Annotated in this window: 12 protein-coding genes; 9 read left to right on the top strand and 3 right to left on the bottom strand. The window is 72.4% G+C overall.

Annotation, left to right across the window (positions count from 1 at the left end; all coding sequences use genetic code 11):
• Positions 1-59 precede the first annotated feature (59 nt).
• The gene (locus ABT041_RS20770; protein WP_351186447.1) at positions 60-812 is read right to left on the bottom strand and encodes a zinc metalloprotease; all 753 of its coding nucleotides are present in this window, start codon (positions 810-812) and stop codon (positions 60-62) included.
• A 346-nt stretch (positions 813-1,158) separates the two neighbouring features.
• On the opposite strand from ABT041_RS20770, the gene ABT041_RS20765 reads away from it, so the two are divergent.
• The 9 genes from ABT041_RS20765 (at position 1,159) to ABT041_RS20725 (ending at position 10,208) form a co-directional block, all read left to right on the top strand.
• Positions 1,159-1,629 carry a hypothetical protein gene (locus ABT041_RS20765; RefSeq protein WP_351186445.1) on the top strand — a complete coding sequence of 157 codons (471 nt, stop codon included), beginning with the start codon at positions 1,159-1,161 and terminating at the stop codon, positions 1,627-1,629.
• A gap of 418 nt (positions 1,630-2,047) precedes the next feature.
• Complete coding sequence (locus ABT041_RS20760) at positions 2,048-2,404, top strand: NADH-quinone oxidoreductase subunit A (protein ID WP_502976554.1); 357 nt, start codon at positions 2,048-2,050, stop codon at positions 2,402-2,404.
• Positions 2,395-3,720, top strand: a complete 1,326-nt coding sequence (locus tag ABT041_RS20755; RefSeq protein WP_351186441.1) for a hypothetical protein — start codon at positions 2,395-2,397, stop codon at positions 3,718-3,720. Before ABT041_RS20760 ends, ABT041_RS20755 begins: the two co-directional genes overlap by 10 nt.
• Positions 3,713-4,600, top strand: coding sequence for an NADH-quinone oxidoreductase subunit H (locus ABT041_RS20750; protein WP_351186439.1), 888 nt, complete (start codon positions 3,713-3,715; stop codon positions 4,598-4,600). Before ABT041_RS20755 ends, ABT041_RS20750 begins: the two co-directional genes overlap by 8 nt.
• Positions 4,601-4,620: 20 nt before the next feature.
• Positions 4,621-5,157 carry an NADH-quinone oxidoreductase subunit J gene (locus tag ABT041_RS20745; RefSeq protein WP_351186576.1) on the top strand — a complete coding sequence of 179 codons (537 nt, stop codon included), beginning with the start codon at positions 4,621-4,623 and terminating at the stop codon, positions 5,155-5,157.
• A complete protein-coding gene (locus ABT041_RS20740) occupies positions 5,154-5,459 on the top strand; it encodes an NADH-quinone oxidoreductase subunit NuoK (RefSeq protein WP_351186438.1) in 306 nt (101 codons plus the stop codon). The genes ABT041_RS20745 and ABT041_RS20740 overlap by 4 nt, the downstream gene beginning before the upstream one ends.
• A complete protein-coding gene (locus tag ABT041_RS20735; RefSeq protein WP_351186436.1) occupies positions 5,456-7,285 on the top strand; it encodes a proton-conducting transporter transmembrane domain-containing protein in 1,830 nt (609 codons plus the stop codon). The genes ABT041_RS20740 and ABT041_RS20735 overlap by 4 nt, the downstream gene beginning before the upstream one ends.
• Before the next feature lie 2 nt (positions 7,286-7,287).
• A complete protein-coding gene (locus ABT041_RS20730; protein ID WP_351186434.1) occupies positions 7,288-8,793 on the top strand; it encodes a complex I subunit 4 family protein in 1,506 nt (501 codons plus the stop codon).
• Positions 8,790-10,208, top strand: coding sequence for an NADH-quinone oxidoreductase subunit N (locus tag ABT041_RS20725; protein WP_351186432.1), 1,419 nt, complete (start codon positions 8,790-8,792; stop codon positions 10,206-10,208). Before ABT041_RS20730 ends, ABT041_RS20725 begins: the two co-directional genes overlap by 4 nt.
• Here the strand turns inward: ABT041_RS20725 and ABT041_RS20720 are convergent, their stop codons facing one another.
• Together ABT041_RS20720 and ABT041_RS20715 are read right to left on the bottom strand one after the other, a co-directional pair.
• The gene (locus tag ABT041_RS20720) at positions 10,209-11,192 is read right to left on the bottom strand and encodes a tyrosinase family protein (protein WP_351186430.1); all 984 of its coding nucleotides are present in this window, start codon (positions 11,190-11,192) and stop codon (positions 10,209-10,211) included.
• 149 nt (positions 11,193-11,341) lie between these two features.
• Positions 11,342-11,989 (bottom strand): TetR/AcrR family transcriptional regulator, encoded by a 648-nt coding sequence (locus ABT041_RS20715; protein WP_351186428.1) that lies wholly within the window; start codon positions 11,987-11,989, stop codon positions 11,342-11,344.
• Positions 11,990-11,996 lie beyond the last annotated feature (7 nt).

Below are 11,996 nucleotides of genomic sequence, written 5' to 3'. Positions count from 1 at the left end.
ACCGACGGCAGGGGGGCGGGCGCCCACAGAGCGCCCGCCCCCCATGTGGTGATGGACCGTCAGCGCGCCCAGAGCACGTGGGTGATGACCCTGTTCCCGTTGCCGAGGTCCTTCACGTACGTGTCGGCGCCCGAGGAGTGCTCCACGCGCGTGCCCCAGCCGGACCGCTCGTTGCCGACCTGCGGCACGGCGGCGGACTGGTCGACGGTGCTCGTCGAGTCGAGGTGCGCGTAGATCGTCGCCAGCTGGTCGTAGTCGTGCTGGTTCGGGTGGGTGTTGGTGCCCGGGTTGTTCGTGTAGTCCATGCAGGTGCCGAGGTTCGGGTTGTCGAAGATCTCGTCCTGGTGGTCGAGCCCGAAGGTGTGGCCGACCTCCTGGCAGGTGACCAGCTGCTTCCACGCCGGCGTGTTGTACGTGGCGGTGCTGAAGTACGTGTCGTTGAGCTTGACCGTGCCGGCGGTGATGTGGCTGCCGCTGGCCGAGATCGACGCGATGCCGAGCCAGCCGTTGTTGCCGTAGGTCCCGTTGCACACCTCGACGCGTCCGCTGGTAGCGCCGCAGCGCTTGGACGAGGACTGTCCGGCCACGACGGTGGTGTCCAGCACCGAGGACTTGCTCCAGTCGGTCGACGCGGTGCTCAGGTAGCTCTTCCAGCCGGAGCTGAGGTTGTCGCCGATCTTCAGGGTGAACGGGTTGGAGGTACGCGCCCAGTGGTAGCTGCCCCACGAGTGATTGGCCTGGGCGGTGGAGCTGAACGTCAGCGTGGCGAGCGATGCGGCAGCGGTGGCGGCGACGAGCATCTTGAATCGCACGAGGGGTCTCCTCCGGTGATCGGGGACGTGAGCCACGCACGATCCGGCGGGCGCCCTCGGGTACACGGCGCGGCCAGATCGTGAACTACCTTGCGGTGGTGCGTGAGTGACTGACCGTTCGACCGGACGGCAGGCCGTGACGAGGCCCTACCGGTGGGGCTCCGGTCGGTTCGAGTGACCGAACCGGGGGAAGCGTAGGGCACCGTTCCCACACTTGTCATGTACGCCGCATGCTGAAATTCCTTGGGATTCAAGGGAGTTCGCGAGCCGTACGGCTGCTCACCGACGAGCAGCCCTGCGGCCAGCCACCTCGGGGTACGTGACGGGGGCTGGCTATGATCGCGCCGTGCTCACGGAACCCACGGCGGCGAGGAAGCCCCGCGCGCGGTCGCCGCTTCCGCCGCGGGCGCGTCTGCTGTGGCTCGGAGCACTTCTCTTCGGACTCCTGTACGCCCACGGCCTCCACGCCGACAGCAGCGCCGGGCACACGGCACCGGGCAGCGTGGCCATGGCACCCGCCGACCACGAGCACGACTCCGCCCACGTGCTCGACCTCGACGTCGACCCAGTGGTCGCCCTCGGCCTCGGCCACGAACAGCCTTCCGGCGACGGACACGACACCGACGGCGCACCGACGCACGCCGTGCCGGACTGCGCGACCGGGCAGCCCGCCTCGGACTTCTCCATCGCCCCGCCCGCCGTGTCACCGCTCGACCACGAGCTCGGCCTCCACGACGAGGTGCGCGCCGGCCGTCCCGCCGTGGGCGCTCCACCGACGGCGGTCCCCTGCCCCGCATCGGTCGTCCTGCGCGCATAGCGGGCGGTAGAGGTGACGGCCGCCTGAGCCGGTCCGTCCTTCTCCCCCGGCTCGGCACCGAGCCGGCTTCCGTCACGCCCACCGCGCCGTCCCACCGAGAGACGGCGCGCACCCGTTCCCCCGTGCGCCCGCGGCCGCCTCCACCGTCCCCGACGAAAGGTCCCGCGCGCCCGCTCCGCCTTGGGAAGGCTTCCGTGTCTCTGCTCACCGACGGGCCCGCACCGCATCGGCGTGCCGCGGCACGTCGCGCCGCTCACGCGCGCTGAGGCGCCACCCACGGGCCTCGCGTGCGGCACGCCCGCGCGATGCGTGGAATTACTCGTTTGCCCGTGTTGGTCCCCTTCTCTCGGCGTAACCGCTGACATGCTGCCTGCCGATGGCGGACCACACCGTTCCGCCCGCCGGGGAAGGGGATCACGTGGAAGCCGCGGGTTGGGAACCGGTCGCGCTTCTGCTCGGGGTCGTCCTGGCCGGTGTGTTCCTTCTCCACGGCCTCGGGTGGGCCGTCCGCTCCGTGCGGGAACCGCTGCACACGGGGCCGTTCAGCGGTGGCCTCGAACCACGGGAGCATCCGGTCTCGCGGTTCCACGTGCGCTGGTACCCCATCACGATGATCTTCCTCGCGTTCGACATGGAAATGCTCTTCATGTACCCGTGGACGAAGGTCGTCCCCGAGGTCGGCGTCTCCGCCGTCGTCGAGATGTTCCTCTTCCTCGGCATCCTGCTCGCCGGCGTGGGGTACGCCTGGCGCGAGGGAGCGTTCCGGTGGACCTGAGGACGCGCCTCGGCAGGGCGGCTCTGGCCCGACCGGCTGTGCTGCTCGTGTCGAGCCCGGGGGCGACGCGCGTGCGGTTGGCCGTCGAGGCCGAACTCGCACGGAGGGGCTGGCCGCAGGCCGCAGGACCGGCTTCCGCGGACCTGGTGGTCTTCGCGGGTACGCCCCCTCCGGTACGGGGCGAGGACTGGGCGGAACGGGTGTGGGAGGGCGTACCGGCTCCCAGGGCCCGCTTGACCGTCACGGATGCCGAACACACGGCGCACGCGCTGGACCACGGGCACGCGGCGCTGCTGAAGCCGGTCGCGCGGCAGGCCGGGCGCCAGGGGCACATGGAACACGCGGGCCGCAGCGCAGAGCATGGGCACGGTTCCGGGCACGACGAGCACGACTCCAAGCACGATGACCACGGCGGGCACGGCTCCGGGCACGGTGAGCACGGCCGGCACAGCGGCCGCGATGAGCACGGCGGGCACAGCGCACACGGTGGGCACAGCGGACACGATGAGCCCGACGGCCACGGCGGCCACGCCGGCCACCAGCACCACATGGCCCCCGTCGCCGGTCTCCCCATGGCCGAGCGGGCCGACGACCGGGACGGGTTGCGGCTCGACCGGCTCCACGTACCCCTCGGGCCCGCGCTGCCGGACTGGCCCGCCGGCCTGGTGCTGCGTCTGGAGCTTCAGGGCGACGTCGTACAGCGCGCGGAGGTCGACCCGGTGCCCACGCCCGCCGCGTCCGGGCCCGCGTTCTGGAACGAGCCCTGGCTGAGGGCCTCGGCCGGTGAGCCGGTGACGGTCGGCGCGGCCGCCCGTCGGCGGTGCGCGGCACACCTCGACAGCCTGGGCAGGCTCCTCGGGGTCGCGGGGTGGAGCGATGCGTCGGCCAGGGCGCGCGACGCCCGGGACAAAGCGCTCGGCGGCACCGTACGGAACGAACTCGTCCGGCACGTCCGCCCGTTGACCCGCCGCATGCGCCGGTCGTGGACTCTGCGCTGGCTCATGGCGGGAGTCGGCGCCCAGGCCCGAGGGCCGGTCGGCGAAGACGTACACGGCAGGCTCCTCGCATGGCTGGACGCCGTCGAGCACTCCCTCGACGGCCTCGACGACCCCGCGCCCCTGCCCGACCACACCCTGCGCGGCCCCCGTGGCCGCCTCGGCACCGATACTCCTCCCTCACGGCGTCTTCTGGACGCGCTGCCCGAACTCCTCGCAGGCGCCGAGTTCGCCTGCGCCCGGCTCATCGTGGCGAGCCTGGACCCCGACCTCGACGAACTGGCCCCGCGCCAGATGTCCGGAGCCCACGGCCATGGGTGAGTCCGCTCCGCTGTGGGCGGTTGCCGTCCTCCCCGCCGTACTGGTGCTCGCCGCATGGGCGTCGGCGGCCGTCGACGCGCGGTCGACCGGGCCGGGGCGGGAGGCACTGCGCCTCCTGATGCAGCAGCGCAGGGTCACGAGGGCCGCCGACCTCCCTCTGGTGCGGGTGGGAACGACGCTGCTCCCGGTCGCCGCCGTGCTCGCCGCGGCCGTCCTCCCCCTCGGTTTCCGTCCGGTGTCCGACCTCCCGGACGGGATCGTGTGGTTCAACGCCATGGAAGCGCTGGCCTGGGCCGCCGTGTGGCTGACGGGATGGGGCCCGAACTCGACGCTGTCGCTGATCGGCGGCTACCGGTTCCTGGCACAGGGTCTTGCCTACGAGGTGCCGCACATGCTGGCGATCACGACGGCGGCGCTCGGGGGCACGTCCCTGCGGGTCGGGGCGGTGGTGGACGCCCAGTCCGGGCTGTGGTTCGCGGTGTGGATGCCGGTCGCGTTCGGGATCTACCTGCTGAGCGCGCTGGCGATGGCCTTCTGGGGGCCGTTCGACCAGCCGGCCGGGGCGGACGTGGCGGGTGGCGCGTCCGGCGAGCTGTCCGGGGTCGACCGGCTGGTGTTCCTCGGCGGGCGGTGGCTGCTGCTGGTGGTCGCCGCCGCCTTCGCCGTCCCGCTGTTCCTGGGCGGCGGGCACGGGCCGCTGCTGCCCGGCTGGGCGTGGACCGTGCTCAAGACGACCGCCGTGCTCGGGGCGCTGCTCTGGGCGCGGCGCCGGGTGCCGACCGTACGGATGGAGCGTTACGTGGAGCTCGCCTGGGTGGTCCTGACGCCGCTCGCGGTGGCGCAGGCGCTGGTGGTGGCCGTGGTGGTGCTCGCCCGGTGAGCACGGCCGCGTTCTGGTGCATGGCCGTCCTCGCCGTCGCGGGCGGCGTCATGGTCTTCCGTTTCGACTCGATGGCGCGTGCGACGTTCTCGCTGCTCACGGCGCTGCTGTGCGTGGGCGGGGAGTTGATCGTGCTCGGTCTGGACTATCTGGGCATCGCCACGATCCTGATGATGACGATCGAGATGGCCATCATGGCCGTCTTCATGATCATGTTCATGATGAACCCGGCCGGGCTCATGCCGATGACGATGATCCACAACAAGCGGGGCGCCGTCGTCATCTGCGCCCTCGCGTTCGCCCTCCTCGTCGCCGGCATCCTGCTCGCCCCGTGGCCCCGCCCGCGCGGACGTCCTCCGGCCGACCCCACCATGGACCTCGGGATGTCCATGATGGGGCCGCAGATGCTGACCATGATGACGCTCGGCATGGCGCTCTTCGCGACGATCGTGGGGACCGTCGTGCTCGCCACCCGGCGGGGCCGTTACGACCGCTACGGCGACGGGCTGCGGGCCGCCCCGCCCGCGGACCCGGTGCGGGGCGGGGTGGGCCGGTGACCCTGGAGCTGTTCCTGATCGTCGCCGCCGCGCTGTTCTGCGTCGGACTGTTCGGCGCGCTGACCCAGCAGTCGATCGTGATGCTGATGATGGGCCTGGAGCTGATGCTGGGCGGGGTGATCCTCGCCGCCGGCGCGGCCTGGCACTACCTCGCGCCCGCGACGGCCGACGGACAGGTCCTGATCGTGGTCGCCGTCACCGCGATGGCCCTGGAGATGGCGATCGGCTTCGCCGTCGTCACCGCCCTCTTCCGGTCCCGGGAGATCGACATGACCGACATGGCGGCGGAGTTGAAGGAATGAGCCTTCTCCTGTGGACGCTCGTCGGCGTGCCGCTCGCGGCGGGACTCCTCCTCACCGCGGCCGGACGACCGGCGGACCGATGGGCCCCCGGTACGGCCGTCGCCGTCGCCGCGGCGGCCCTGGGCCTGGCCGTCACCGCCGCGGTCCGCCGGCCGGCGGTCGAGGCGCCCTTCCTGGAGGGGCTGCCCGTCCGCCTCGCGGTGGACGGTCTCTCCGGAGTGCTCGTCGTCACCGTCGCCGCCGTCACCCTCGCCGTACTCCTGTTCAGCCGGGCCGAGTTCGGGTCCGAGGAGGCGCGGGCCCGCTTCTTCGGCCTGATGCTGCTGTTCGCGGGAAGCATGCTCGTCACGGTCACCGCCGTCACCCTCCCCACACTGCTGATGGGCTGGGAGTCGATGGGCGCCACGTCGTGGGCGCTGATCGGCTACTGGTGGCGCGAGCCCGCCCGTGCGGCAGCCGCCGACACCGCCTTCCTCACCACCCGTACCGCCGATCTCGGGCTCTACCTCGCCGCGGGCGCCGCCCTGGCGGCCGCACCCGGTCCGCTCACCCTCGACGGGCTCGCCGGCCTCGACGAGCCGTGGCTGTCCTTCGTGACGGCGGGTCTCCTGGTCGCGGCCTTCGGGAAGTCCGCGCAACTCCCCTTCAGCTTCTGGCTGTCACGGGCCATGCAGGGCCCGAGTCCGGTGTCGGCCCTCTTGCATTCGGCCGCCATGGTCGTGGCGGGCGCCTATCTGCTGCTGCGGACCGCGCCGCTCCTCGACGCCTCCGGCTGGGGTGCGGACACGGCGGCCTGGACGGGCGCGGCGACCGCCGTCGCCCTGGGGCTCGTGGCCGTGGCGCAGACCGATCTCAAGCAGCTGCTCGCCGCCTCCACCTGCGCGCAGATCGGGTTCATGGTGGTCGCCGCCGGGACCGCGGCGACCACCGGAGGCGCCCTGCAACTGATGGCACACGCCGCCGCGAAGAGCCTGCTGTTCCTGGTGGCCGGCGCCTGGCTCACGGCGCGGGGCACCCAGCGGCTCCCCGAACTCCGCGGGGCCGCCCGGGCGCAGCGGACGGTCGGCGCGGTCTGCACCGTGGGCGCCCTCTCGCTCGCCGGGCTGCCCCCGCTCTCCCTCTGGGCGGCGAAGGACGTACTGCTCGCGGGCGCCGCGGCGGACGGCCCGTGGCTGTACGCGACGGGGCTCGCCGCCGCCGTGCTCTCCGCCGTGTACAGCGTGCAGATCCTCCGCTTCGTCTGGAGCGCCCCCGAGCCGGATGCCGCGACCGCGCGCCGGATTCCCGGCGGAGCGGTCGCGCCGCTCGTGCTGCTCGCCCTCGCGTGCCTCGCCCTGACGCCCGTCGCCTTCCCTCCCGTACGCGACGCGCTCACCGGATACCTCGGCGCGGAGGGTCAACCGGAGCCGCACGTATGGGAGTTCGCGCTGTCCGGCGCGCTCGCTCTCGTCGCCTCCGCCGTCACGTGGAGGCGGGGCGGGATCCGGCCCTGGGGCCTCGCCCGGGAGTGGCTCGGTCTCGAACGCGCCGCCCACGTCCTCCTCGTCTCGCCCACGCTGCGGGTGGCCGGTGTTGCCGCCGCGTTCGACGCCCGGGTCCTGGACCGCGCCGTGCACGTTTCCGCCCAGGGGGCGCTGGGCTTCGCCCGGTGGACGAACCGCTTCGCCGAAGGAGCCGTCGACAGGACGGTCGAGGGTGTCGTCACCACGGCCAGGCGCCTCGGCGGTTGGGCCCGCAGGCCGCAGACCGGACAGCTCCACCAGTACCTCGCCCAGGCCGTCGCCGCCTTCTCCGTCATCGCCGTCGTGCTCGTCCTCGTGAGGTAACCGTGCTCACCGCCCTCGTCTTCGCCCCGACCGCGATCGCCCTGCTGCTCCTCGCGCTCCCCTCCCGTACCCCCGTCCAGGCGCTGCGCGCCCTCTGGGTGGCGACGGCCGCCGTCGAGCTAGGCCTCGTCGTCGCCGTCTGGGCCGGGTACGAGACGACAGGCGCGACGCAGTACGAGGTGAGGGCCCGGTGGATCCCCAGCGCGGGCGTGGGCTACCACATCGGCGTCGACGGACTGTCCCTGCCGCTGCTCGCCCTGACCTGTGTGCTGTTCCTCGCCTGCGCGGTGTACGCGCTGCGCGAGAGCCGCCGGTTCCGCGCGTTCGCCGCCCTGTTCCTCTTCCTCCAGACGACCTGCCTGGGCCTGTTCGTCTCCCTCGACCTGATCCTGTTCTTCGTCTTCTTCGACCTGTCGATCGTGGCGATGTACTTCGTCATCGCCGGGTGGGGACACCGCGACGCCAAGCGGGCCGCGCTGATGTTCTTCCTCTACACCTTCATCGGCTCGCTCGCGCTGCTCCTCGGCTTCATCGGCCTGTACCTCGCCGCCGCTCCGCACACCTTCGACATGGTCGAGCTGGCCCGGCAGAACCCGCTCGCCGGCCGCTCCACGTACGCCGCCCTCGTCCTTCTCGCCGTCGCCGTCGGCCTGGCCGTGAAGACCCCGACGGTCCCCTTCCACACCTGGCTGCCGCCCGCCCACACCGAGGCCCCGGCAGCCGGCTCCGCGATCCTCGCCGGAGTCCTCCTGAAGATGGGGACGTACGGGTTCCTGCGCATCGCCATGCCCCTGCTGCCGGACGCGTGGCGGCGGTACGCCCTCGTCCTCGTCGTGATCGGGGTCCTGTCCGTCCTCCACGGAGCCCTGGTGGCGCTGGCCCAGACCGACTTCAAACGGATGGTCGCCTACACCTCCGTCAACCACATGGGCTACATCGTCCTGGCCGTCGGCGCCGCCGCCGCGACCGCCGACACCTCCGCCCAGGCACGCCGGTTGGCCGTCACCGGCTCGGTCACCCAGATGGTCAGCCACGGCCTGATCACCGGCGCGCTGTTCCTCCTCGCCGGAGTGATGTACGAGCGGGGGCGGACGTACGAGATGAGCGCGTACGGCGGACTCGCCGCCACCGCACCCGTCTTCGCCGCCCTCACCGGCGTGGCCGCCTTCGCGTCGCTCGGGCTCCCCGGGTTCTCCGGGTTCGTCGCGGAGTTCCAGATCTTCACCGGCTCCCTCGGACCGAGGCCGCTCGCCACCGCGCTCGCCGTCCTCGGCATCCTGCTCACGGCCGGACTGTTCCTCCGTGCGCTGCACCGGGTCCTGACGGGACCGCTGCGACTGCCCGACGCACCCGGAACTCCCCGGTCGTTCCCGGACCTCCGGGCCCACGAGAGCGCGGCCGTCCTCCCGCTCCTCGGTCTGGCCGTCGTCCTCGGCATCGCGCCCCGCTTCCTCCTGGACGTCATCGAGCCGGCTTCCCGCACGGTCCTGGAGCAGCTCGCCCGATGACCGACATGAACGAGAACCCGCTCGACATCCTCCCCGAGGTACTGCTCGCGGCCTCCGCCGTGCTCGGGCTGCTCCTCGGCGCGTGGCTGCCGCGCGGCCGGCAGTGGCTGGTGGGCCTGCTGGCGGCGGTGGCGGCGGGCGCGGGGATCGTGGCGGCGGCCGTCGCCGCCGCCGGCCCCGAACTGACCACGTTCGGCGAGGCGTTCACCGTCGATCCGGTCACCAGTACGTCCAGGATCGTCGTCCTGGGCGCCGTCCTGTTCGTGCTCGCCCTGTTCGCGAGGCCGTTCCACGCTCACGCGCGCGAGAGCGAGACGTACGTCCTGCTGCAGCTGTCCGCCCTCGGCGCCCTCGTCATGGCCGGCACCCAGGACCTGCTGCTGCTCGCCGCCGGCTACCTGCTGGCGAGCATCCCCGCCTACACCCTGGCGGGCTTCCGCAAGGACGGGCCGGGCACGGAGGCGGCGCTCAAGTACTACGTGATCGGCGCACTGCTCGGCGTACTGATGCTGGCCGGGATCACCGTGCTGTACGCGGCGGGGCGGGCGACCGGCTACCCCCTGCTGGGCCCCGCGCTCACCGGGGCCCCCGAGGCCCTGGTCGCCGCAGGCACCGTCGGGCTCCTCGCCGGCGTGCTGTTCAAGGCCGGAGCCGTCCCGGCCCACTTCTGGGTGCCGGACGCCGTCCAGGGCAGTACCGCCCCGGTCGCCGCGCTCCTGACCACGATCCCGAAGATCGGCGCGCTCGCCGCGCTGCTGCGGCTCGGCGAGGCGGTCCTCGCCGACAGCGGGATGCCGTGGGCGGGAGTGATCTCCGTGGTGGCGGCGGCGTCGATGACGCTGGGCAACCTGGCCGCCTTCTTCCAGGACGACGTGAAGCGGCTCCTCGCCTACTCGACTATCAGCCAGGTCGGCTACCTGCTGCTTCCCGTCGCGGTCGCCGGCCGATCGGACCTCGCCCAGGAGGCGCTGCTGTACTACGCGGCCGCGTACGCCGTGACGAACCTCGGCGCCTTCGCCGTGGTCTGCGCGCTCCCCCGGGCCACGCGGCTCGACGACTACCGCGGCCTGGCCCGCCGGCGTCCGCTCCTCGCCGCGAGTCTCGTCGTCTGCCTCCTCGGGCTCGTGGGCACCCCGCCGACCGCCGTGTTCGTCGGCAAACTGGAGGGGTTCAGCGCCGCGTTCGACGGCGGCTACGCCTGGCTCGCGGTGCTGGCCGCCGTGAACACCGTCGCCTCCCTCTTCTACTACCTCCGCTGGATCGTGCCGGCGGTCTCGCGGAGCGAAGGTGCCGCGCTCGCCGCCGAGGACCGCCCGGCACGAGCGGTCGCCTACACGGCCACCGCGGTGTCGGTGGGGCTCGGGCTCGCGGCGGGACCCGTACTACCCGCGCTGGGCGGCTCGCTCGCCGGGTGACTAGTGGTCGTGGCTGTGGGGCAGGGCCGCGTGGAGAGCGACGGCGCCGTCGAGCGCGTGGCGCAGTTCGTTCAGCTGATGAGCGGTGAGCGGACCGTCGCCCACCGGCTGGAGCGTGTCGTACTGCGGCGGATTGACGATGCTGGTGTGCTGGTAGTCCTTCACCTCGCGTTCGAGCTCGGGCCGCACCCACGGCCGCGTCCGCCCGGAGCCGTCCCAGGGCTGGAGTCTGCGCACGTACCACAGGGGCTCGCCGGGGTCGTCCCCGTACACGGTGGCGGGGTCGAGCCGGGTGGCCGGGTCCTCGTACTGCCACATCGCGAAGAGGCGGTCCACGTTCGAGTGGAGCAGGAAGACGAACGGGTCGCGGAAGGAGGTGTGCGCGTTGCCGATCGTGCCCCCGACGTACTTGTGGGCGAAGTCGTGGCAGCGCTCGAGCCGGATGCGCATGCTCAGGTAGTTCGACGAGCGGATGATCTCGGAGTCCCGGAAGGGCAGCTCGGGGGCGCCGTCGCGGACCTGTCGCGTGAGGCTGCGCGGCGGGTCGAAGGGATGGCCGTGCGCGACGTCCGAGACGGTGTCGCCGCGGAAGGGGTCCGCGTCCGGCTTGTAGAGGTCGCCGACCCAGGGTTCTCCCGCCTCACCCGTCTTCGACCCCATGAACCGGGGCGTGAAGAGCGGGGCGGCGTCTTCGGTCCAGTCCCAGTAGTGCAGGCTCAGAACCGGGTTGGCCTCCCGCAGCAGCTGCTCGAAGCGGTTGCAGAGCTCACGGTGCCACGGCAGGAACTCCGGCCCCTGATGGACGTGCGTCGCCTGGTGGATCTCGTCCTGCTTGAACCACTTGCTGACGCCGCCGGGCGGGAACTCGTCCCGGGAGCCCGGGTAGAAGGTGTTGTTCAGGTCCTTGATGGCCTTGACGAGCGCGTCCCGTTCGTCATCGTCTATGTCAGCGACGTTGCGGCGGATGCCGTCACCTCGGATCACAAGATCACTCCTTCACGAGGTGGAGTGCGCCGGGCGAGCCGTCGTTCAACGCGCAATGGTTGAAACCGACTTCACCGGAGGAGGGAGGAACCCCCTCTTTCCAGTCCGCCACGAAAAGATGCCGTACGCATGTGGATCAGAACGGCAGGTCAGTGGGGCCCCTGGCCGTGGCGGAGGTGGAGGGTGGTTTCCACCTCCGTCGGCACCGATTCCTCACGATGACCTTGACCGGTCATCCCGGCGAGGGTGACCGCGACGAGACGCCGGACCGCCGCCTTCGACGGGAGGCCCGCCGCCGCGCCGAGCGCGTGGAGGCCGTACGCGGCGAGCTCGTCGGGCGCGACGTCGGCGCGTACCGCACCGCTCGCGGCGGCCTCGGCGACAAGCTGCCGGACCAGGGCCAGGAGCCGCTGATGGGCCTGCGTGACGGCCGGCCCCTGATGCAGCAGCGCGGCCGTGTCGGATCCGCGGTGGGCCTGCCGCTCGTACGAGATGAGGGCGTACGCCTCCAGTACGGCGCGGAGCCGCTGCCCCGGGTCCGCGACGCGGTCGCGCACGGCTTCGAGCTGTTCGAGGTGGTGCCCGACCTGGCGCTCGTGCCAGGCGGCGAGGATCGACGCGACGTCCGGGAAGTACTTGTAGAGCGTCGCCCGTCCGATACCGGTCTCCTGCGCGATGCGCGACATGGTCACCGACATCGGGCCGTGTTCGGCGACGAGCGCGGCGGTCGCGTCCAGCGTCGCCTCCCGCACCGCATGGCGGTGCGCCTCGATCGTCTCGTTCCACAGCTTCGGCATCCCCACA

The organism is Streptomyces sp. NPDC002825 (genome assembly GCF_040295385.1).
GTDB lineage: Bacteria > Actinomycetota > Actinomycetes > Streptomycetales > Streptomycetaceae > Streptomyces.
This window is presented reverse-complemented; position numbering and strand designations above follow the sequence as displayed.

What these genes read in the sequence shown, in the direction of transcription:
- ABT041_RS20750 (WP_351186439.1), top strand. Translation starts at nt 3,713, where the DNA reads ATGGGTGAGTCCGCTCCGCTGTGGGCGGTTGCCGTCCTCCCCGCCGTA.
- ABT041_RS20745 (WP_351186576.1), top strand. Translation starts at nt 4,621, where the DNA reads ATGGCCGTCCTCGCCGTCGCGGGCGGCGTCATGGTCTTCCGTTTCGAC.
- ABT041_RS20735 (WP_351186436.1), top strand. Translation starts at nt 5,456, where the DNA reads ATGAGCCTTCTCCTGTGGACGCTCGTCGGCGTGCCGCTCGCGGCGGGA.
- ABT041_RS20725 (WP_351186432.1), top strand. Translation starts at nt 8,790, where the DNA reads ATGACCGACATGAACGAGAACCCGCTCGACATCCTCCCCGAGGTACTG.
- ABT041_RS20715 (WP_351186428.1), bottom strand. Translation starts at nt 11,989, where the DNA reads ATGCCGAAGCTGTGGAACGAGACGATCGAGGCGCACCGCCATGCGGTG.